The 21,917-nt window shown below is 31.0% G+C and carries 19 protein-coding genes; 4 read left to right on the top strand and 15 right to left on the bottom strand.

Features of this window, described 5'->3' with window-relative positions; translation table 11 throughout:
- Nucleotides 1-65: 65 nt before the first annotated feature.
- The 8 genes from BW939_RS12765 to BW939_RS12730 all read right to left on the bottom strand — a co-directional run bounded on the left by BW939_RS12765 (nt 66) and on the right by BW939_RS12730 (nt 9,934).
- Nucleotides 66-338: a protein kinase family protein gene (locus BW939_RS12765; protein ID WP_076452393.1), complete on the bottom strand. Its 273-nt coding sequence runs from the start codon at nt 336-338 to the stop codon at nt 66-68.
- 2 nt (nt 339-340) lie between these two features.
- Entirely contained in the window at nt 341-1,000 is a 660-nt protein-coding gene (locus BW939_RS12760; RefSeq protein WP_076452392.1) for a metallophosphoesterase family protein, read from the bottom strand.
- A gap of 30 nt (nt 1,001-1,030) precedes the next feature.
- Nucleotides 1,031-1,387, bottom strand: coding sequence for a helix-turn-helix domain-containing protein (locus tag BW939_RS12755; RefSeq protein WP_076452391.1), 357 nt, complete (start codon nt 1,385-1,387; stop codon nt 1,031-1,033).
- Entirely contained in the window at nt 1,371-1,682 is a 312-nt protein-coding gene (locus tag BW939_RS12750; RefSeq protein ID WP_076452390.1) for a type II toxin-antitoxin system HigB family toxin, read from the bottom strand. Before BW939_RS12750 ends, BW939_RS12755 begins: the two co-directional genes overlap by 17 nt.
- A 199-nt stretch (nt 1,683-1,881) precedes the next feature.
- On the bottom strand, nt 1,882-4,239 hold the full coding sequence (locus tag BW939_RS12745) for an AAA family ATPase (RefSeq protein ID WP_076452389.1): 2,358 nt from the start codon (nt 4,237-4,239) through the stop codon (nt 1,882-1,884).
- Nucleotides 4,240-4,255: 16 nt separating this feature from the next.
- Nucleotides 4,256-5,932 (bottom strand): ATP-binding protein, encoded by a 1,677-nt coding sequence (locus BW939_RS12740; RefSeq protein WP_076452388.1) that lies wholly within the window; start codon nt 5,930-5,932, stop codon nt 4,256-4,258.
- Between the two features lie 13 nt (nt 5,933-5,945).
- Nucleotides 5,946-6,899 carry an SIR2 family protein gene (locus BW939_RS12735; protein WP_076452387.1) on the bottom strand — a complete coding sequence of 318 codons (954 nt, stop codon included), beginning with the start codon at nt 6,897-6,899 and terminating at the stop codon, nt 5,946-5,948.
- Between the two features lie 59 nt (nt 6,900-6,958).
- Complete coding sequence (locus BW939_RS12730; protein WP_076452386.1) at nt 6,959-9,934, bottom strand: Eco57I restriction-modification methylase domain-containing protein; 2,976 nt, start codon at nt 9,932-9,934, stop codon at nt 6,959-6,961.
- 451 nt (nt 9,935-10,385) lie between these two features.
- Here BW939_RS12730 and BW939_RS12725 point away from each other — a divergent pair, with 451 nt between their 5' ends.
- Entirely contained in the window at nt 10,386-10,961 is a 576-nt protein-coding gene (locus BW939_RS12725) for a hypothetical protein (protein ID WP_076452385.1), read from the top strand.
- Nucleotides 10,962-10,984: 23 nt separating this feature from the next.
- Complete coding sequence (locus BW939_RS12720; protein WP_123891584.1) at nt 10,985-11,542, top strand: hypothetical protein; 558 nt, start codon at nt 10,985-10,987, stop codon at nt 11,540-11,542.
- Between the two features lie 84 nt (nt 11,543-11,626).
- On the opposite strand, the gene BW939_RS12715 is transcribed toward BW939_RS12720, so the two are convergent.
- Entirely contained in the window at nt 11,627-11,980 is a 354-nt protein-coding gene (locus tag BW939_RS12715) for a hypothetical protein (RefSeq protein ID WP_084566655.1), read from the bottom strand.
- Between the two features lie 1,251 nt (nt 11,981-13,231).
- Between BW939_RS12715 and BW939_RS12710 the strand changes: the two genes are divergently transcribed.
- Together BW939_RS12710 and BW939_RS12705 are read left to right on the top strand one after the other, a co-directional pair.
- Nucleotides 13,232-13,540 (top strand): hypothetical protein, encoded by a 309-nt coding sequence (locus BW939_RS12710; RefSeq protein ID WP_084566654.1) that lies wholly within the window; start codon nt 13,232-13,234, stop codon nt 13,538-13,540.
- A 2-nt stretch (nt 13,541-13,542) separates the two neighbouring features.
- Complete coding sequence (locus tag BW939_RS12705) at nt 13,543-14,649, top strand: hypothetical protein (RefSeq protein WP_076452382.1); 1,107 nt, start codon at nt 13,543-13,545, stop codon at nt 14,647-14,649.
- Nucleotides 14,650-14,745: 96 nt separating this feature from the next.
- Here the strand turns inward: BW939_RS12705 and BW939_RS12700 are convergent, their stop codons facing one another.
- The 6 genes from BW939_RS12700 to BW939_RS12675 all read right to left on the bottom strand — a co-directional run bounded on the left by BW939_RS12700 (nt 14,746) and on the right by BW939_RS12675 (nt 21,859).
- A complete protein-coding gene (locus BW939_RS12700) occupies nt 14,746-15,885 on the bottom strand; it encodes a site-specific integrase (protein ID WP_076452381.1) in 1,140 nt (379 codons plus the stop codon).
- A gap of 170 nt (nt 15,886-16,055) precedes the next feature.
- Complete coding sequence (gene mnmE, locus BW939_RS12695; protein ID WP_076452380.1) at nt 16,056-17,501, bottom strand: tRNA uridine-5-carboxymethylaminomethyl(34) synthesis GTPase MnmE; 1,446 nt, start codon at nt 17,499-17,501, stop codon at nt 16,056-16,058.
- Between the two features lie 85 nt (nt 17,502-17,586).
- Nucleotides 17,587-18,165 carry an NAD(P)H-dependent oxidoreductase gene (locus BW939_RS12690; RefSeq protein ID WP_076452407.1) on the bottom strand — a complete coding sequence of 193 codons (579 nt, stop codon included), beginning with the start codon at nt 18,163-18,165 and terminating at the stop codon, nt 17,587-17,589.
- A complete protein-coding gene (locus BW939_RS12685; protein WP_076452379.1) occupies nt 18,165-19,187 on the bottom strand; it encodes a saccharopine dehydrogenase family protein in 1,023 nt (340 codons plus the stop codon). The genes BW939_RS12690 and BW939_RS12685 overlap by 1 nt, the downstream gene beginning before the upstream one ends.
- A 53-nt stretch (nt 19,188-19,240) precedes the next feature.
- Nucleotides 19,241-19,807, bottom strand: a complete 567-nt coding sequence (locus BW939_RS12680) for a Crp/Fnr family transcriptional regulator (protein WP_076452378.1) — start codon at nt 19,805-19,807, stop codon at nt 19,241-19,243.
- Between the two features lie 282 nt (nt 19,808-20,089).
- Nucleotides 20,090-21,859 (bottom strand): aminopeptidase P family protein, encoded by a 1,770-nt coding sequence (locus BW939_RS12675; RefSeq protein ID WP_076452377.1) that lies wholly within the window; start codon nt 21,857-21,859, stop codon nt 20,090-20,092.
- Nucleotides 21,860-21,917: the final 58 nt, after the last annotated feature.

Below are 21,917 nucleotides of genomic sequence, written 5' to 3'. Positions count from 1 at the left end.
ACTGAAATACAAAACTATTGAAGAGTTTAATAATCAAAACAAAATTTATCAAAATGTAGCTTAACTTATACTGGAATTTTTATTTGCATATCCAGATTATCTCCACTTATGTCAAAGTGTACTATTGGTATAATATATTCTTCTTGAAGTCTACTTTGAATTTTAACTTCTCTAATAAAACGATTTCTACTCTTATCAATAATTTTTTTGGTTATTTTTGGATTGGGAATCGGAGAAAATGTTTTTCTTGCATAAACATTGCCATCATCACATGAAACTTTTTCAATTATTCCAAACCCACCTCTATTTATTTCTTTTATTACTCTGGTGACATTCATAATTAAATAAAATTTAGTTTTTGATTAGTTAAGTCCGCAACTGTGAGATTGCCATAGTTTTCTTTTTCTAAATATACTCCATTATCTAAATTAAGAATTTCAATATTTGAAAAACTCTCAATAATTTGATTTCTGTCGATAGGAGTATGACCGTGAACGATTTTTTTTTCTGAAAATTTAGAATTTCTATAATTTTCCAGTGTCATTTCCCTTGTCCATAAAAGTGATTTAGTGTCATTTAATGGGTCTTTTGAATTAAAATCAATACCCGCATGGACAAACAGAAAATCGTTGTATTCATAAAAGTAAACAGACGACTTAATTAAATCAAGATATAATTTTGGAATTTGATTTAAATAATTAACTCTAAAACTCTGTAAAGTTTTATCACCACCATTTCTCAGCCACATGTATTCTTTACTTTCATCTTCAATCGAATCTAAAAACATCTGTTCGTGATTTCCACGAATCATTATTATGTCTTTAAAACCTGTATCCTTTAATAATATTATTGTATCTAATACTTGTTTAGATTTTTTCCCTCTGTCTATTAAATCTCCAAGCAAAATTAATTTGTCAGTTTTTTTTAATGAAACAGACTTTAATGCTTTTCTGAATTTTTCATCATTGCCATGTATGTCAGCAATTACAATCAATCTCATTCTATTCTAAAATTACGTTGTTATTAATAATTAATACTCCTGTACTAAAACATCAGCTGAAATATGTAGTTCATTACTAAGCTTTCTGATTTGTGGAAGATTTAATTTTCTTTTTCCAGATAATATTTCAGATTTTCTAGATGCCCCTAAGATTTTGCTTAAAAATGAATCACTTTTACCCATCTGGTCTAAACGAAATTTTATAGCTTCAATTGGATTCGGTTTTTCAATGGCATAATGCACTTCTTCATAATTCTTAACTAAAATTGAAAGAATTTCCATCTCGTCAGATTCTTTAGAATCCTCTTTTAAATCTGTCTGAAGTAAGATATAAATTCTCTCTAAATAGTTTTCGTATTGTTCTTCGGTTTTAATTGGCTTTAACATAATCAATTTTTTTAGCGTTTATTTTATCATATTCCTTATGAGTTCCAAACCAAACAATAAATACTATTTTTAGTCTATACTCAATATCTACAATTAAACGATAAGTATTTCCGTGAATATTAAAAACTACTCGTTTATCGTTGAGTATGGAAGCATTTCCATGCTGGCTTTTTAATTCATTGGGATTATTCCATACTGCATTTTCGCATTCATCATACCAAGCTAAAAGCGGCTGTTCTGCTTTTGGAAAATCCTTAATGTAAAGTTTCAGTGTTTTAACGGCTATAACTCTCATATACAAATATACAATTTATATTACCAAATTGGTAATATTTTTTTTTTAAGTAGTTATTTTTTTTATGTCTTTTTAGGAATTATTTTCAAGAGCCTTATAATTACTATCTTCTAATTATTTTTTGCTTGTTGAATTTTTCGAACTGCTATAATAGTAACGATTCTTAAATTAAAAATTTCACGTGCTTCAAAAAAAAGATTTACAACATTGATTTTACCAGTGCATCAAATTGATCTTTATCTTTCTCCTGCATTTTTTTACAAATCATTTCTGCGGTTTTTTTCATTTCAGGAATCTCGATTGGAGTTTCACCTCTTTCTATAACACCACATAAATGTGAATATTCATTTATTAGCCTATTTGTTAGAATCGCAGGTATCGAATCTGTCCCAAAGAATTTTTTATATTTAGATTCGTCGTTTTCAAAATTCGGATATTTATAGTATAGATATATCTCGAGAAATTTTCTAGCATTATTTCCAAAATTATAAAATAAAGTATAATTTGAGTCGTCAACTATTGTAATATTTGCACAGTCATAAACTGATTTAAATAAATAATTAAATTCGGTTACATGTTCTTGCAAATATCTCGGCATTTCCCGTAATGAAGAAGTTTTATCAATTCTTTCCACCAAAAAATATTTAATTGAATCACTATCTTTATCCTTCTTAGTTGGAAGTCTTTTCAAATACTTTAAAAAATTAAGGTTGTGCGTTGAAATAAATAGCTGCAAAAAGTCTTTCTTATCGTAAATATGAGACTTTATGAGTGAATAAATGAAAAAGATATGATTACTATCTAAACTTGAAATTGGATCATCAATCCATACTACTGGTTTTAATCCTTTAGTTTCAACATCTTCCAATTTTGCAACAAAATAACAAAAAGCAATCAAACTTTTTTCTCCCTCACTTAGATGATATGCTTTCTTTCCATCTCGTTGTACTTCAAAAGCTAGCTTATCATCATCAAAAAAGTCTGCAATATAGATTGGCTCAAGTCTTAAATCTTGATGCCCAAAGTGATGCTCAAGATACTCGTTTATTTTTTCTGCACCTTTACTTTCATCAGTAATTAATTTAATGTTGTCGGATATTGCGAGTGTAGTTTTATTTATCTCGATATCAACTGAGGCTATATTCTGCTCAATGTCAAAAAGGATTTGTTTCAAATAATTTATCCTAGTAATTGTCTCATTATATCTAATTTCTTTTAAATACTCATAAATTTCCTGCAGTCGCAAACTTTCTATTGCAGTTTTTTTGTCTGCGTTTAGACTTGAAGTGTAATGATTGGATTCATGACGTAAATATTCCAAATCAGTGTAAGCACTTTCTAAATTAACTGACACATCACTAATATAATTATAATCAGCAGCTTCTAAAATAGCCTTCTGACGACTACGTAGTTTCTCTCTAAATAGATTTAAAGAATTTACATACTCTTTGGCTAACCTACCAATTAAATCTTGAATTTTATGTAATTCTTCACGAAATTTGCTATAAAAAAAATCTTCTTTATAAAGCTGAACTTCTTTTATTTTTCTTTCCTCACTATCTGTTTCATTTAATAGATGAAATATTTCTCTCTCAAGACTTTCTGATTCTTCATCAAAATGCCTGTCCAATTCTTCCCAACGGTCAAAAGAGAGTACTCCATTGCATAAACCACATTTTGTTTCAGGGCTATGCAACTCTTTTCCTTCTTTTACCCATCGATTTAAAACCGCATTTTTTACTAAAGCATCAATTTTATCAGATTTCCCAACCACTTTAGTTACAACTCTTGAAACTGACTCTTGAAGACTATTAAAATTTAATTTTGGTTTTGTAATTTCTTTAATATGATCTTTGGTGTTCTCACTTAAGATTAATTCAGAATTTATTATTTGCTCTTTTTCTAATATGCCAAAATCTCTATTTATAACTTTTTTAATATCAAAACGCAAAGCTTTAATATCATAATTAATTTTGTCATATTTCTTTTTATATTTTATGCCTATTTCTTTGCCAGTAGCTTTTTCAGATAAACTTTTCTGTAAACTTTTTTCGATATTTTTAAGCTCATCTTCATATATTCTACTTCTAGATATATAGTCAGCACGATCAGCAAATAAACCTGTGACTAACCTCTCGTCGCCCAAAAAATTCTTCAGACGCTCAATCTCTGCATCAATCTCCTTATTTTTTGCACCTAATAGCGCAAATGGTGTTATTGCTTTTTCTGGATTATTAAATTCAATATTATCACGAATAAAATCCTCATTAAAAACACGAACATTATAAGGATTATTACCCAAGTTTTTATGTGTGAAATTCCTGTCATCAGAGCATTTAATAAAGAATTTTGCATCTGTATATTTTTCCGAAAATTTACCGATTTCTAATGATCTCATTATTCTGGAAAGTGTAGTTTTACCAGCATAATTCTGTCCATAAAGTATATTTAATTTATCAAAAAAAACTACCTCTCCATTTTTATTTTTTACGCAATCATCCCACAAGAAATTATCGAAAACACCTACTTTTTGTAAATCATTGAATTTTATAATCATAATCTACTGATATATATTAAACCTTGGACTGTTTCCTTAGAGCTTCCACTGCTAAATCTAAATTTGTAGCATCCTTTTCCTTTGACCATTCATCCCAAAAATCTATTGTTGCACTTTTGGGCTTAATGGTTGGTCTGTCTATTTGAACTCGACTAGGTAGCAATGATGCATCTCCTACAATCAATGCTTCACCAATATCTAAAATAGGTAACAGATTTGCAAAATCTCCTAAATTATCTGGAAATAATCGTTTGATCACATTTTGGTCGTCAGGATTTGTAAGTCTCATTGCTATAAAATTCCCACATTGACTTAAAATAGTTTTACTTACATCTGAAGGACGTTGACTTATTACTACTAAAGAAACGCCATATTTCCTTCCTTCTTTACTAATTCTTTCAAAACTTTGCAAACCTTTTTCATCAATTGAACCTTTAGGATTTGCAGGTAAATATAGATGTGCTTCGTCGCAAAAAATTGAAATTGGGTGTCTATTACTTTCAACTGTCCATTGTTGAATAGAAAAAACCAATCGTGCAAGTAAACCTGTTATTAGAGGTAAAATATCTGATGGAACTTCTGAAAAGTCAATAATTTTAATCCCACTTCCTTTCCCAAAATCCAATAATTTTTTAATTAAAACACTAAACCAATCATATTCCAACAGAATTGGATCTTCATTAAATAAAAAATTCAATCTTTTATCTTCTTTCTTACTTGATAAACGTTGAACAAATCTTGTTAATTTCCCAAATAAAGGGCCTTGCTTTTCCGTACCAGGTCTTGCCCCTTCAATCATTTTCTGATCCTCATCATCTAATTCTTGTAGTAATTGAGCCATTGAAAAAGGAATTGGACTTTCAACCGTAAAATTGCTTAAGACTTCTTCTTTGCCTTCAGACTCTAGTTTGTTTTTTTTTAATTTTATAATTAAATCAAAAAGAGCTCTTGACTGATTAGGAGCATTGCTATCACTTCTATCTAATAATAATGATTCAATTTCTTCGTAAGATAAAAGCCAATATGGAAGAAAAATATTGTTCGGATTTGAACAATCATCTGATGGACCTGCAATTTTTAAAAGTGAAACATTATCCAAGCCACTTAAAGGAGTGTACTCACCATGCAGATCAAGAACAATACTATTGACAGATTTTAATTTTGATGCACTTTCAAGAACATTTGCAACAGTCCATGACTTACCTGAACCAGTTCCGCCAACAATAACAGCATGTCTTTGAAAGAATTTGTTACCATCTAGATTTACATCTGATTCTTCTGCAATAGTATAAGTTCCAACTTTAAGTGGATTTTCACTACTCGAAGAAATTGTCTTCATAAATTCTGTTAATTCCGCACCAATAAGTAATGAACAGTCTGAATTAATACTAGGAACAGTATTTAGAGTTCTCTTAAAAAGATTTTTTGCTGTTCCTTGTGTTTCTATAAAAGTACCTACCAAATTTACTTTTATAACATTTTCAATGATATAATCAGCATCCGCACTGTCATCAATTTTTTCTGACAAAGCTTTTCTAAGAATTTTTGAAATTAATCCAATAATCTTTTCGCCTGTTTTAGTCGAGCGAATTTGAATTATTTGATTTACCTGTACACTATTTAATAGATCTTCATTATCTACTTTAACAGTTACATTTCCTGTGTCTACACTTTGAACTTTCCCTAATTGCATGATTTTAGTTTTTTTATATTATTTCAACAAAATTATTTAAAGACCAATAATTACCTTCAAGAATAATTGTTTGTTTCTCCAAATTTCTTTCTTGTATAGTTACTTTAGTATAATCTTCTTCGTGTTCTTCTAACAAAACGTATTTTTCAGCATCTTCTATTTCCTTCAAACAAGTTTCAGAGATTGTTTTTGTAATTATAACGATTGGAATACCTTTTTTTATTTTTGTTCTGATTCTTGGGGTAAGATGTTCATCGTTAAAGCCAAAACCAACAACTAAAAAACTATTTGCAGATGTAATAAATGAATCTGATTTTTGAATTAGTTCTCTATATGGACTCTTATAGGTTTCTTGATACTTATTCTTTCCGGGGCAAATTATTTGTGAAATGGAATGTTCTGTATTATTTTGTAAATACCGAATATCTCCGCCAATTTCAAACCAATTGAGCGATCCGTGTACCTTTACAAGGTTAACAATATTTTTAGTAGAAAATAAACTTTCATCAAATACAGAAAGGTCTTTCCCTAAAAAACCATCTGTAAAAGATATATCATGAAAAGAAAGTACATTTTCAATAATTCGATCGTAATTCGTTGTGATGATATTTGTTACTTTCGGATGAGCATCACTAATTTTTTGTACTAATTTCTTTATTCCAATAAAATCAGTAATGTTTCCTGACAAGAGTTTTTGCAGAACTTCTTTATCTACTTTTGTAATTGCCTCCCAGATTACATTTCTTATCTGCGGAATATGTTCAATATATTTATCCTTTCCCAACTCTATTTCTAGATTATCACAATCTTGATCAAATTCAGAAACTTCTTTTTTAATAATTTCATTTAAAGCCCCCATACTTGGTAAACCAAATGGAACTGTAGCTCCCGACCCCCAAATTATTACGGGAGGATTCTTAAGATAATTTTGAATAATTGTAAAGATTCGCTCTTTTTCTTCTTCCATAATTAAAATCACATAGTTTATTAGTTTTAGTTTATCTTATCCCAAAGTATTATTCTAGATTAGCTATTTTCCACAATCACAATCTCTTCTTCACTCAACCCATAAAGCTCATAAACCATATGGTCTATCTCCTTATCTGTACTCGCGATTTTTTCTTGAATTTCTAAAGCTTTGCTTTTCTCTTGGTCAAAATAATCTGCCCATTCTGCTTCTTCGGAAAGGGTGAGTTTTATTTTTTGTTTGGTTAATTCTTTGATGAAATCTGCATACGAGAGTTTGTACCAATCTTGCAGTTTTTTGTTCTGGTTTAGATTTTCAAATTTCCTTTCGCAGGTTCTTTGGAATTTGGCTGAAATTTCTTCTAAGCCTTTGTTTAAAGAAATCATTTGATCGGCTTTTTCAATGAAGGGTTGTTGGTTTAGGCTGGAAACTATTTTAATCGGTAAAGGATCAATGTAAATGATTTTTACTTGAGCGAAAACTTTTCCTCCTTCATTAATTTGTGATTCATATAAAAATCTTAAAAGTTTACTATTTAAAATTGTTAATAGAAATCTTAAATCATAATTTTCATCAATCAACAAACCATTATGAACCGTATCGAGTGTATAATGTTTTTCTGTATCCAACATACAAATTGGATATGATGCAGTCTGTCTTAGTAATATTTTCTGATCAATTTCGAAAATTTCCCTTTTTCTAGGACGATGTAATTTCGTAGTGTCATAGATAATCAATTGTTCAGTTTTATTAAGAAAATACCTTTTAAAATCACCACCTGTTAAAACTTTTTTAGTTATTTCAGATTTTTCTTCAGTCAAATATTTACTATTTCCACCAGTAATGATCCCTTGATTAAAATTTATTATTTCCTTAAGTTGAATAGAATTTGAACTAACTCTTTTTATAAGTTTATCATTTATTGTAATTAACATTGATAAATCATCATTAGCTAATAATTCAGATAAATTGAAATATTCAGTTTTGTAAAGATTATTCTCAAAAGATTCAATATTCGAAATTTGTTTAAAATTATAATTTTCTTGAAGTTCCTTTTTTAGAATTAAAATTATAGAATCAACAGCAGCATCTTTGAAAACTAAAACACCTTTAAAATCGATTAATTCTTTTACAGTAGAATTTTCTAAAATAAATTTCCTTGCTTGTTTGTAATATTTATTCTTTAGTATTGTATAAGGAGTTATATAGCCAAGTATTCCATTATTATTAAGTATCATTAAACCTTTCTCGTAGAAAATAGGATATAGATTAATTCTTCCAAAAGCAGATTGATATACTTTTTCTAAAAATAATTTATCATTTTCAGAAATATATTCTGTTGGAACATACGGCGGATTCCCAATCACCACATCAAAACCACCTTTCGCAAAAATTTGTGGGAATTCTTGCTCCCAATTAAATACTTTGTCGCCGGCAACTTCTGGATCATCTATCAAAGAATTTCCGCATTTGATGTTGTTATTCAAACTGTTTAGTTTCCGGTTGGGTTCTGCGGTTCTCAGCCATAGGGAAAGCTTGGCAATTTCTACAGATTCCTCATTGAGATCTACGCCAAAAAGATTGTTTTCCAAGATACTTTCAGAATGGTACGTAAAAGCAATAGATGAACCGGTGAGTTTGGCTTCCAATTCATCAATGTATTGGTGCTCGGTAATCAAAAAATTCAAAGCTTCATTCAAAAATGCACCACTTCCACAAGCAGGATCTATGATGGTAATTTGGTGTAACCACTCTCTGTAATCGTCCAGTTTTTTCAGAAGTGCAATTTTGGTTTTTTGCTGTCTTTTTTTATCGGTAAAATATTCTTCTTCTACAATGGCCAGTTCTGCTTTTTTGTCTTCGCAAAGTTTTCCTACTGTATTTTCAACAATGTATTTGGTAATGTATTTTGGGGTGTAAAAAACACCATCTTTCTTTCGCTTGGTTTTAGATTTATCAATTTCTTGACCTTCCAATTGGGCTTTTACTTCATCTAATTCGTTCAAAGAATTTTCGAAAATATGTCCCAAAATATTCACATCTACTTCGCTTGCAAAATCATAATCTGCGAGTTTCAAACTGTGTTTGTACAGAAGTTCATCGTCAATGACGATGTTATCTAAAACATCATCTGGTTTGAAAAGCCCACCGTTGTAGGCAAAAACATCATATTGCTTACCTTTGAAACCAACATTGAGGTAACCAAAATATTTTTTGAAACGGTCGTAAAGAGGAACGTATTCGTCTAAATCTCTAAGCTTGTTCCATTGTTCCAAAATCAATCTCACGGAATTTGGTGGAAGCAAACCACGGTCTTCTCCAAAGAAAAGAAATAGCAATCGATCCAATAGTTTTTGAGACTTTTTGAACAGCTCTATTGGTTCGTAATCGGGATTAAGAGTGGTGAGATTGTGGAATAGCTCTCTTTTGAAAACCGAATAATCTTTGTACAATTTTCGGGTAATCGCATCTTCCTGACTCAGAGATTCTGCTTTCATTTTTGCCGGAATATCTGCAGAAATATTTTCGAAAGCCAAACATAAATAGAGTAGTTGGAAGTCCTCAAAAGTGAGTTCAAATAAATTGAATTCCAAATGCTCAATGGCATTATCAATATAAAATCTTAATTTTTCAAAATTGGACGTGATAATGTATTTACAATCCGGCTGATTGTTTTTATAACCAAAAGCCTGTTCCTCAATTTTGGATAGATCTGTGGTGTTTGTACCTTTTAATTCAATGATAGAAGAAACCTTTCCGTTGATAACGATTGCGCCATCGGCTTTCTTGCTGTCTTTTACATTCTTATATTCTGTAGTAAGATTGAAGTTAGGTGTCGGATTTTTGATATATCCCAAAATATTTACAAACAGGTCAATGAGAAACTCACCTTGGTATTGTTCCTCTTTGGAAAGTCTAATATTCTCTTGAATTTCCGGATGATGAAAATGTGCTTTGAACAGCTCCCATTTTCGTGCAAGATTCTCTGTATTTTGACTCTTAAGATATTTTGAGATTATAGTTTTTTGGAACATAGTTTTTATTAGTTATTCTTACCATTCAATCAATTCTGGAATCAATTGTCAAATTTTTACAAAATATAATGGTCAAATTAATCATCTTTTTTATTGAATTGATAAATATAATCAAAGGAAGACAAAGGAAAAAACGGAAAACCGTAAAACACAAAAAAATTATCAAAGTTCAATATTCAAATACGTTAAATAAAAGCTTTTAATTATCTTTGTTCTAGAAAAAATTAAATCAACGTAAAGCGTAAGCTATCGTATTGGACAAAGAAAACTGCGAATCTTCTTAACAATCCAAAATTCGATAGGCTTACGCCCATGTCATATATTGGCGTGGGCTGTAAGTCATATCTGGATTGTGGGTTCTCGCAGTACCTCTTTGTCGGATTGGCTTCAGTTCCACGCTTTTTCATTTTAAATACGAAATACTGGGACTGTATTTCGATCCAATTCACAAATGAAATCACATTCATCTCTTGAAAACCAAGACTACTTTATAGTTCTTGAAAAGTTCATTAATTTTTATCTTTTTGGAAATTCAGTAAAACCAAAATTAATTTCGGAAAAAGCTTACCAGTTTAATCCTGAATTTGTAAAACATATTGAAGAAATTACCGCTGATGGAAAATCTGACATTAAGTCGGCAATCTCTTATTTCGAAAATATCTGTAGAAAATTTGTTGTAAAATCCACTAAATCAGACCGTGTGAATTTGGTTTTGTGCTATATGGAAAGTAATATCAGAACAGCCAAGAAGATCTTCAAACTTCTGAATCCTAAAAATAATATTAAAGATGATGGGGAATTCCAGGAAATTGAAATGGCACAGAAGCTAGTTCATCAAAAGGAAATACCTGAGGAGATCTTGATGTTTCTGAAAGGTCATTTTTCCGAAATTCTGAATTTTATTCCAATGAGTGCGAGCCATCTCTCAAAGGAACAATACGAAAAAATACTACAAAATTTTCTTAGACATACTGACTATGAAGAAATATTGAATCAATACGCTGCTAGAGACACGAAAGCATCTTAAAATTTAACCTAAAAACGTAAATAATGAAATCAATATTAATTTTAATTATATCAGTGTTTTCCCAAATTCTGTTTGCTCAAAAATCAGATTGCTCCGATTTGAAAAATGAACTCAAAAATAATAAAGACCAAATTACAGAACTCAGCAAGCAAGTTGATTACTATAAAGAAGCTTTGAATCTTTTGAAACCAATTCGAACTGTCGATATTGATGGGATGAAATTAGACATTGTAATGGTAAACGGTCATAAAAAGGACAAGACAATCTCTGTCACTTTCATTTATCAGAATACTGAATCTACTGCGAGAAAATCTTTTCAATGTGAAGAAGCTTTTATAATTGATCCACAAGGAAATCAACTCCAAACCTCCGAAGTCATTGTTGCTCCAAACAAAAGAGTGAGAGCACAGAACATTTTACCGGAAATACCTACTAAAGCGACTATGACATTTGCAGCACCTGATTTAGCGGAAGCTTCTTTCCTAATAATAAAGGTTCTAACAATTAAAATATACGCAAAAGATAATAAAAACAATCCCTACAATGCTGTTTTTGAAAACATTCCTGTAATTTGGGAATAATATGTTTTCTCTGTCTATAAAATTATAAGTTCAAAATTATGAACAAGAACAATATGAAATTGGAAGCCGAATTTGATGAAAAAATCATTTTGCGAGCAGTGCGTAGAATTGGATGAAAGTTTTATTTTGTTCTTGCTTCAATCTTACTACTTCTTTCAGCAATAAATTAAAACTGTCAAAATCGTTCTTCGATAAAAATTTCTGACTGTTTGCTATCCTTGCAATTTGATTGATGTTGTTTTCTACTTTTGCAAAACTGTTATCTTGTTTTTCAATAAATGATAATACTTTTCTTCTTTCGTAATTTGGTAATCTTTTTTCAACAGAATCGATTATCATTTCTGATAAAGAAATATTTCTACTTGTACATATATTTTTCCAAGACATTTTTCTTTTTACTTCTATTCTGAATTTTATTATTGCTTCTTTATTTGCCATTTTATTAATATTTTTTTTCTAATGCTAACGTGAAATTAAGTGTTATTTTATCATTGCAACAATTAGGTCACTAGTAAGTCTAAAGACTAATAATTAATGCTAAAAACTGATTTAGGATTAAATATTATAAGGTACTTTGAATAGGATATTATCAAAAAACTACCAGCTTAATAATAAAATGAGTTCCGAAGTTTTTTCCCCTTTTTGAAAAAAAGGCAAGAAGGTAGTTGTGACCAAACTTGAAAAGTTTGTGGGTACAAAGACACATCTTGCTATTCACACCGATTTTTTTATAATCTATTCACAAAAAAATTTAAGAGATAAGAAAATAATTGTAAAATATTGATATTCAGTATGGTAATTTCAGGTTTTATTTTGAAAAGTATAATAAAGTTTTAAAAAAATAAAAAGAATGCGGAAAAAAGAAAAAAAAATTAATTGTTTTTTTTACAACTCTAAAAAACACATCTAATTGACTATTAAAATGTTATTATTGTAACCTTGCACTTTTTTAGGCAGGTTGGGGAATGGCAACCTTGTATTATATTAGGCAGGTTTTGTAAGAAACCTTGTACTATTTTAGGCAGGTTATGGATTAGAAACCTTGTACTATTTTAGGCAGGTTATGGATTAGCAACCTTGTACTATTTTAGGCAGGTAGTGAATTAAAAATGTGTACTTTTTCGAGCACGATTTAAAATTATTTTTTTTCGGCTAGGTTAAAATTATTAACTGCGTACTTTTCGAGCATATTCTATATCCTTAGGCAATTCTTTTTTTTTTTCTCCGCATTCTTCTTTCGTGATATGAGCTTCGAAGTGTCATCTTAAAACATTTTATCCACAGAAGATTTTATCCACAATTTCCTTTTATTTAAAAAAAAACTTTTTAATACTTTTATAATTTCTTTTATAAAGTACGGAAAATACTTTACTGGAGCGGGCTAGAAGCTTTTTCGGGAGGAGTGCAATTCCGAATCAGCAAGGAGTTGTAATCCTAGTATCCAGAGTGCAAATCCTAAAATGTGATGCAAAACAAAGGAGTGCAAATCCTACTTTTTTTGTGGAAAATACAATTTAGAATAAATGAAATACCTTTTCGAAATTTGAGATAAGTTGGTGCGGAATTTAAATAGGCGAAAAGTAGTTTTTAACCTGTTTTTAGTAGTATTTAGACTTTAACCAATTGATTCTCTTGCGTATTATATTTTCAATACTGACTTTTGTCTCATTAAAACAAACAAGTATTAAAATGAGCAAAGACGAAATCATCATGACAATACTCAATCAACTTCTTCAAGAAGTCTCAGAGTTAAAGGAAAGACTTTATTTATCAAAAAAGGTTTTTAATGTTAAAGACTTTAGTTTCTACAGCGGATTTAAAGAATCACATATTTACAAACTTACATCCAAAGATGAAATTGACTATTCCAAGCCTAATGGCAAAATGGTATTTTTTGATAAAGAAAAGATTGATGCGTATTTATTGAAAAATCCAGTAAAAGCGAAAACATCAATTGAAAATATTGCCCTTGAATATTCCTTTAGAAAAAAAATATAGATATGAATTCTAATTCCGAAAATAGAAAAGTTAGGAAGACATACTTTTGGAAAAATTCTAGCGTAGATTATATTTATTTTCCAAATGAATTCTATGATGATTTTTTGATGAAAGACGGGAGTTTTGTCGACATACCTATTACGGCATTACGTATAATTTTTAGTATTGTTTTCTCAGTTAAAAATCAACAATTTAGACCGGAAGATAGACCCAAACAGCTATCTTTATTTGAGAATGAATTTGAAACAGAAAATAATGTATTTGTACAATTGAGTATTAAAAATGCTGAAATATCGCCATCTCAAAGTAGCGATCAAATTTTGAAAGCTTATGAATTCTTAGTCAAATACAAGATGAAGTGGTATAAATCATTAAATTCCAAAGGTGTAGAAATAAAAAGTTATGGAGGATTAATATCGAACCCATCATACAAGCAGAGAGGGTATACTGTATTTTTAATAAGCCAATATTGGTTTAGAAAAATAATTGTTATGTCGGAGTATAATACAGTTTTATATAAACTGGCTTATAATTTAAAAAATAGTAAGCCAGTTTTATTTGCATTATGGTTGAATAGAATACCTGATAAGAATTTACCTATAAGTGGGTTACCTATTCTTCTCAGTACTTTTAATAAAAAATTTAATTTAAATTATTCTACAGCTGGAGATTTTTGTACCAAGTTTTTATATCAGATGAAGAAAAACCTGGATAGAACGCCGTGGATTTCTTTTACCTATAGCTTTACAAAGAATAAAATCTACATTAAGCCTATAAGGTCACAAAAACCTAAAAGTGAGAATCTGATTGATGATATGCAAATTGTCAGCAATGTCAAATACAGATTGGGATATTTTCAAAGAAGGTTTGATATTCTTGATACGAGTTTTAAAAAATTCACACGTGAGTACACTTTGTTTCCAATACACAGGAAACTAATTGAAACATCTTACAAACAATTTATTAAAAATTGTAGAAAGCAAAAATTAAATTCCACAAGTTTTAAAGACAAGCTTTTTCTAGAGGAGCTGCAGAGTATTTTGATTGAAGAATATCTGAAGACACCAGCGGGAAAAAAATTCCCGAATGGCATACCAGTATTATTTTAAAATCAATACTTAGTTTTCGGATTTGCACTCCTTGATTTTAATATTTTTGTAGATGTAATGTTCTATGTCTATTAATATTTTTAATCGTAATAAAAATTAAATTTCAATATTTAATTCCGGAATCATCTCAGCTGCTTCTTTCATTTTCTTATCCACTATTTTGGCATAAATAGCTGTTGTTCTAATCTCACGATGTCCCAATCTTTTAGAAACCGTATAAATATCCGCTCCGTTTTCTAAAAGCAAAACCGCATTTGTATGCCTGGCAGAATGGAAAGTAATATGTTTAGGAACTCCTGCACGATTGCACCAGCGAATAATTTCAGTATTGTAGGTCATTCCATATTTTAAGCCTTTGAAAACTCTGTCTTGTTGATCTTGCCTTTCTCCGAGCAATTCTCTCGCTTGTTTTGAGATGTATAAATATTCAACGCCATCAGTTTTTTCTTGGCGGAAATTCACTTTAGTCACATCGCCTTCATCTCGCACTTCTGACCAAAGCAATGTATTAATGTCCGACCAACGCAATCCGGATAAACAAGAAAATAGAAAAGCTCTCTTTAAAACAGGATATTTACATTCAGCTTTGGCTAAAGATTGAACCTCATCAAAAGTCAAGTATTCTCTTTGACTTTCTGCTTGCTCAAAAGATTTGATTTTAGAAGCATAATTGATAGTCAAATAACCATCATCGAAAGCATTTCTAAGCGCAGCTTTAAATTTATTAAAATATGAGTATTTAGAATTCTGAGAGAGTGGTAACTCACTTTTTGTCTTTGCCACATTATCAAAATAGTTCCGGACTTTTTTGACTAGATTTTCATCAATTTCATCAAAAGTCAGATTTTTTGAAATGACTTTTTTCAAATGTTGGTGCGTTGAAAACCAATTGCCGTAATTGTTGGAAGAATCTTGCTGTTGTTTCTCTTCAGTTTTCTCAGCAAAGTAATTGAGAAAAGTCCTTTTTGATTTGGTTGTATTCTTCAAATCATATTTGCCCTGAACATAATTTGATTTTCGAATTGCAAGAATATTTTCAGCTAATTCTAACGTTTCCTTGTTCCCTTTTTTCTCTTTAGGATTTTTTGGTTCAGCAATTAAATACATCTTCGGGTACTCAAATTCTCGGAGATGTATTCTTTTACCATTATTGTCAATTGACGAACCTTTGTAGAATTCCAAATAAAGACTGATTCGTCCGTCTTTTAGATTTTTTTGTTTTAAACTTATTTTCATACTGTATTTTTTGAGATGTACACTTGTACAACTTTGTACAACTTTCTAAATTAAAGGTGTACAAAAGCTGTAACAAAAGTATAAACAAACTCTGACAAAAGAAAATAAAAATTACATAAAATACTGTAAATCAAATAAAAGAAATCAAACGAAACTAAAAGAAAACAGATTTATTTCCCGATACAAAACTTAGAAAAAATATTCCCCAAAACCTCATCATTTGTTACTTCGCCGGAAATTTCTCCTAGATATTCTAAAGCATTTCTTAGTTCATAAGCTAATAATTCTGTTGAAATCTGAGTGGCGATTGCTTCTTTTACCTTCTCTACAGCCTCCAAAGATTTCCCCAATGCCTCATAGTGACGTTGGTTGGTAATCACAACATTGCCTTCAGATGTTTGCAATTTATCAACATAAGAGGATAATTCATCTTTCAATTCCTGAATGTTCTGATTTTCTACCGCTGAAATATTTAAAATATGAAAACCAGAAGCCAAAAGCTGGAAGTTTGCAGACTGAGATTTGAAATTTTCTTCGAAAGAAAGATTTTCAAATTGTAGCTTATCTATTTTTGTGAAGCAAATAATCGTTTTCAAGTCTTCTCTTTGCAAAGATTTTATCATTTCTATATCTTCAGAAAAATCTTTTGTTGCCGCATCTGCCAAGTAGACCAAAATATTAGCATTCTCCACTTTTTCTCTTGCTTTTTTCACGCCAATTGCTTCAATTTCATCTACTGTTTCTCGCAAACCCGCAGTATCAATCAATCTGAATGCATGACCTTTGATGTGAAGAATTTCTTCAATGGTATCTCTCGTCGTTCCCGCAATATTGCTCACAATTGCTCTTTCTTCTTTTAATAAAGCGTTCAGAAGAGTTGATTTTCCGGCATTGGGTTTACCAATAATAGCAACAGCAGTTCCGTTTTTGATGGCATTTCCATACTGGAAACTTTCAATAAGAGAATTTAATTTAGTTTCTATTTTATCAAGTAATTGATTCAGAGCGCTTCTGTCTGCAAACTCTACGTCTTCTTCAGCAAAATCGAGTTCCAATTCAATTAAAGAAACAAAATTCAATAAATCTGTTCTTAAAAACGAAATTTCATTTGTTATACCTCCTTTTAATTGATTTAATGCAACTTTTCTTGAAGCCTCATTTTCAGAAGCTATCAAATCTGCAATTGATTCTGCTTGGCTCAAATCTATTCTTCCATTCATAAATGCTCGCATCGTAAACTCTCCAGCTTTTGCCATCCTCGAACCGTTTTTAATCAAAACCTCAAGAATTTTCTTAGCTATATGAGGCGATCCGTGAAAAGAAATTTCTACAGAATCTTCTGCTGTAAAGGTTTTTGGGCCTTTAAAAACCGAAACCATCACTTCATCAATAATTTCTATTTTAGATTTTGGATTTTGGATTTTTGCATCAATAGCCTCCAGCTCAGAATCTACAATATATCCGTAATGAACCGTATGAGAATCAGCTTTTTCAAGATTCTTCCCCTGAAAAACACGGTTTACTATTTCAAAAGATTCTTCACCGGAAATTCTGATAATTCCGATAGCTCCAATTCCGTTGGCTGTGGCAAGTGCGCAGATAGTGTCATGATTCATTTTGCAAATTTACGGTTTTATATGAAAATTTTTTATGCTAATCCGCTAACAGATTTTTTCGGATTAAATTTCACCTAAAATTATTTTATTTAAGCTTTTCACCCAATGAATACACTTTTTCAATCCATTTTTGACGTTGCTCTTCTTTTGAATTTTTAATAACTCCTATATACGTAACTTTTACAGGCTTTACTCCGCAAAATTCTAAGGTTGATTTTTTGAGCTGATTGATACTTGGTCGTCCGTAAAGTATTCTATAATACCAACTTGGTTGATCTAATGTTGTAATGATATGCGCTGTTTTACCTGTTAAAAATTTATCCCACCAAACCGAATTTTCACGATATTTAAATGCTAAACCGGGAAGAAAAAGACGGTCGATAAAACCTTTTGTAATCGCAGGAAGACCTCCCCACCAAACGGGATGTAACCAAACTAAATGATCTGCCCATTGTATAGTTTCCCAGGCTTTTATTAAATCAGGTTCCAAATTCATTCTTTTTTGATACCCAAACTGCAGATTGGGATTAAACTCCAAATCTGAAATGGTAATTTCCTGAATTTCTGCTCCTGAATGCACAGCTCCTTTTTTATAAGCTTCTGCAAGACCAAAGTTGAAGGAACCTCTGTTAGGATGTCCATTAATGACAAGAATTTTTTTCATCATCTAGTTTTTATATGGATAGTTTCATAATTATTAAGTGATTTGAAAAGTGAATCCGGCTGATGCAGCTGATGGCTGAAATAGATCTTATTTTCAAGTTTATTTTTCAGCAGTTCTTCTGAATGTAAAACTGCGGATAATGCTGTGAGTTCCGCCTGTCCTTTCTTACTCTGAAGACTTACTTTCTTAACTTCATTTTTATTTTTAATAACAATTTCAAAAACCGATTGGTCTCCATTGCCACTTGATCCGAAAATCATTTTCCTCTCTTTTAAAGATAAAATATTAAAAACCCTCAAACTTTGAAATGCTCCGAGCAGCCAGGTGATGAGCTTTGAATTATAGGTCATTTTCACACTTACATTCGGTATTTTTTCAATTTTGTTTAATATATACAAATCAGGTACATCAAAATTGTAAGCCGTTCGCTTTCCTATTCCAAAATTAAAGGTGAAATATTCGGAGTTTAAGAAGTGTTTTATAGAAACAGGCTGGTTATTTTTATAATTAAAAAAAGGCTTTGCTACATTTTCCGCCATGAAATGAGCTGAACTTTCACCTGCCAAATCTTTTACTGAATAATAAACGAAAAGTTTTACTTCTTCAATATTTTTCATCTGGCTGGCTGCATCATTCATTAATCCGCTTACAATACCGCCCATCCATCCTGAACTAAAAACAATTCTGCTGCTGATACGTTGCCTTTGTGCAAAATCATAGGCTTTCATAAGATCCGGAGTGGGTTTCGTAATATCTAAATAATCGATATTATTTTTAATAGCGAAATCAAGAATCTGGTCTTCTTTGTCATTCACAGACAGTATAATCAAATTTATATTTTTTTCAAGAATAGTTTTAAATGTCTGTGGTTTGGTAACATCAATTACCAGATCATTTTCTGTTTTCGCTTCTCTTCTTCCTCCAATAAAAATTGTATAATGTGGATTCCTTGATTTAAGAATCCGGGCGATTGTTTTACCGACCATTCCACTTCCGCCGATAATTAAAATGTTTGACTGCATCTATTTTTTTTACAAAATTATAGAGTTGCAATATCAATCAATAGGACAAATGTCTAAAAAGAAATCTCTTTCCTGATACGGCTCAAATGTCTTTGGGTAATGCCTAAATAAGAAGCTAAATGTTGTAAGGGAATTTGCTGAATATAATTTGGTTGGTTTTCAATTAAAAAACCATATCTCTGTGCTGCACTGTCTCTTTGAAGCTGAAAAAAACGTTTTTCAAGTTCCAGATATTCTTGTTCTGCAATTATTCTGAGAAATTCGCTCCATTTAGGATTTTCAGAGGCAAGTTCTTGAATTTTTTCTTTCTTAATGATTAATAGAGTAGCGTCTGAAATGGCCTGCATATTTTCTATGCTTGGTTTATCGGAAATAAATGAAGAGTAAGAAGCCATCAAATCATTAGGAAACCTAAAACAATATGTATTATCTTTTCCCTCATCTGAAGTATAAAAAGATCTGAAAATTCCTTCTTGTATAAAAGCAATTTCTTTACATTTTTCGTCTTCTTTTACAAAAAAATGATTTTTTGCAAGCGTTCTTTCTTCAAAAAAAGTTAAAAGATTGTCTATTTCATTTTGTGAAAACAAATTGAAACTTTGAAAGAACTGCTGAATCATTTTGTAAATAAATTAGGCTATTAATCGTAACAAATTTAAGTAAAGATTTTGCAGTAAAAAAAACATCACCGCTATTAAATAGAGATAATGTTAAAGGATATTAGTTTTTGTATGTAGCTGTGATCGGTTTTGCTTGCACAAAAATAGTTGATAAGAATTTATTTTCCATCAGGATATACCTCCTAAATAAAACCGTAAAAATACGGTTGCGCAAAATAAAATTGTCCTGCAAAGAATCTTGCAGAACAATTATTATAAGTTATATCAGAATAATTAATTCTTTTAAAGTGGGCTCACAAGTGATAAAAACCAATCCTTTACCTCACCCTCCAATTGTGGAGCCAGTTTTTCTTCACATGTTTTATGGTAAGCATTGAGCCAAATAAGTTCTTCCTCCGAAAGAATTTCTTTCACAATATCATTTTTAAAGAACGGACAGAAAGTCAACGTCTCAAACTCGTAAAAAGTCCCATGAATTGTGGTTTCAGATTCTTTTACAACAATCAGATTTTCATGACGGATGCCGTACTCGCCTTCCAAATAATATCCTGGTTCGTTCGAACACACCATTCCAACCAATAATTCCTGCGGATTCATATCTTTTCTGATATTTTGCGGACCTTCATGTACATTCATAAAACTTCCCACACCATGCCCCGTTCCGTGATTGTAGTCTTTTCCCTGCATCCACAAAGGAAGTCTTGCAATTGCATCCAACTGAACTCCTCTCGTTCCCTTGGGGAATTTCACCATGGATAAACGAATCATCCCCTGTAGAACCAAAGTAGAATTGATTTTAAATTCTTCAGAAACAGCTCCTAAAGCCAACGTTCTCGTAATATCTGTTGTTCCTTCTAAATATTGTCCGCCAGAATCTACCAAAATACTTGCGTCATTAGTAACCTCTTTGCTTCCTTCGCTTTTTGCAGAATAATGCATCATTGCGCCGTTTTCTTTAAAACCAACGATACTTCCGAAACTTTCACCCACAAAATTTTCTCCTGCAGCACGGAAACCTCTTAGTTTTTCACCGATCGAATATTCGTTCATTGCTTCTTTTCCGGCGTTGTGAGTTAACCAGTAAAGAAATTTCACCATAGCGACACCGTCTCTCACCATTACTTTTCTGAAGCCTTCCAGCTCTGTTTCGTTTTTCTGAGCTTTCATCAGATTTCCCGGAACTGCTGATTTTACAAAGGTATTACCAATTTTCAATGCTTCAAAAATCGATTGATTGCTATTTGGTGAAACTAAAATTTTCTCGTTTTTAATTGTTCTTAAATGATTATAAAACTCTTCATACGGCATCATTTTAACCCACGCTTCATCCATTTGTTTTCTTGCTTCAACTTCCATTTTTTCGAGGTCGGTGAACAGAATTGCTTCATTTTTAGTAATTAAAACATAGCCTAAAAATACGGGATTACTTTCTACATCACTTCCTCTTAAATTCAGTGTCCACGCAACATCATCTAAACTAGAAATCACATGAACGGTCACTTCCTGCTCTTCCATTTTTTGACGGATTGCAGCAATTTTATCAGAAACAGATTTCCCTGCTCTTTCTATTGGGTGGGTATAAATTGGGTTTTTTGAAGGAGTACCTCTTTCTTTCCAAACTTGTTTTAATAAAGGAAAATCAACTAAACTTAAATTTTTCGCATTCAGTTTTTTATACAGAAGTTCCCAATTAGAATGCGATGTTGCTAAAGCATTTACAGCAACTTTTCCGTTTGCAGGAATTTCAGAAATAATCCAATCTATATAATTGGGAGTTCCTTCCATGCCGTCTTTAAAGAGATCAATTCCGGAACCAGCCAATTCAATGGGAGCTTGTGTGAAATATCTTCCATCTGTCCAAAGTCCGGCTTTATCTTTTGTAATTACCACAAAACCTGCTGAACCAAGAAAACCCGAAAGCCATGCTCTTTCCTGCCATTCTTCAGGGAGATATTCGCTCATGTGAGGGTCTGCAGAATATACTATAAATGCATCAACATTATTTTTCTGCATTTCTTCACGAAGCGCAGCCACTTTTTCCTTTGAAGTCATTTTTATCAATTTTAAAGACCGAAAGTTACAAATTTTGCTTAAAACCAAATCAATTTTA

Origin of the sequence: Chryseobacterium piscicola (genome assembly GCF_900156685.1) — a bacterium.
Lineage (GTDB): Bacteria > Bacteroidota > Bacteroidia > Flavobacteriales > Weeksellaceae > Chryseobacterium > Chryseobacterium piscicola.
This window is presented reverse-complemented; position numbering and strand designations above follow the sequence as displayed.

Bases quoted from the DNA above. Each gene is read 5' to 3' on its own strand.
- BW939_RS12725 (WP_076452385.1), top strand. From the start codon at position 10,386: ATGAAATCACATTCATCTCTTGAAAACCAAGACTACTTTATAGTTCTT.
- BW939_RS12740 (WP_076452388.1), bottom strand. From the start codon at position 5,932: ATGCAATTAGGGAAAGTTCAAAGTGTAGACACAGGAAATGTAACTGTT.
- BW939_RS12690 (WP_076452407.1), bottom strand. From the start codon at position 18,165: ATGAAAAAAATTCTTGTCATTAATGGACATCCTAACAGAGGTTCCTTC.
- BW939_RS12705 (WP_076452382.1), top strand. From the start codon at position 13,543: ATGAATTCTAATTCCGAAAATAGAAAAGTTAGGAAGACATACTTTTGG.
- BW939_RS12760 (WP_076452392.1), bottom strand. From the start codon at position 1,000: ATGAGATTGATTGTAATTGCTGACATACATGGCAATGATGAAAAATTC.
- BW939_RS12720 (WP_123891584.1), top strand. From the start codon at position 10,985: ATGAAATCAATATTAATTTTAATTATATCAGTGTTTTCCCAAATTCTG.
- BW939_RS12755 (WP_076452391.1), bottom strand. From the start codon at position 1,387: ATGTTAAAGCCAATTAAAACCGAAGAACAATACGAAAACTATTTAGAG.
- BW939_RS12735 (WP_076452387.1), bottom strand. From the start codon at position 6,899: ATGGAAGAAGAAAAAGAGCGAATCTTTACAATTATTCAAAATTATCTT.
- BW939_RS12675 (WP_076452377.1), bottom strand. From the start codon at position 21,859: ATGACTTCAAAGGAAAAAGTGGCTGCGCTTCGTGAAGAAATGCAGAAA.
- BW939_RS12730 (WP_076452386.1), bottom strand. From the start codon at position 9,934: ATGTTCCAAAAAACTATAATCTCAAAATATCTTAAGAGTCAAAATACA.
- BW939_RS12680 (WP_076452378.1), bottom strand. From the start codon at position 19,807: ATGATTCAGCAGTTCTTTCAAAGTTTCAATTTGTTTTCACAAAATGAA.
- BW939_RS12750 (WP_076452390.1), bottom strand. From the start codon at position 1,682: ATGAGAGTTATAGCCGTTAAAACACTGAAACTTTACATTAAGGATTTT.
- BW939_RS12715 (WP_084566655.1), bottom strand. From the start codon at position 11,980: ATGGCAAATAAAGAAGCAATAATAAAATTCAGAATAGAAGTAAAAAGA.
- BW939_RS12685 (WP_076452379.1), bottom strand. From the start codon at position 19,187: ATGCAGTCAAACATTTTAATTATCGGCGGAAGTGGAATGGTCGGTAAA.
- BW939_RS12745 (WP_076452389.1), bottom strand. From the start codon at position 4,239: ATGATTATAAAATTCAATGATTTACAAAAAGTAGGTGTTTTCGATAAT.
- BW939_RS12765 (WP_076452393.1), bottom strand. From the start codon at position 338: ATGAATGTCACCAGAGTAATAAAAGAAATAAATAGAGGTGGGTTTGGA.
- BW939_RS12700 (WP_076452381.1), bottom strand. From the start codon at position 15,885: ATGAAAATAAGTTTAAAACAAAAAAATCTAAAAGACGGACGAATCAGT.
- BW939_RS12710 (WP_084566654.1), top strand. From the start codon at position 13,232: ATGAGCAAAGACGAAATCATCATGACAATACTCAATCAACTTCTTCAA.
- mnmE (WP_076452380.1), bottom strand. From the start codon at position 17,501: ATGAATCATGACACTATCTGCGCACTTGCCACAGCCAACGGAATTGGA.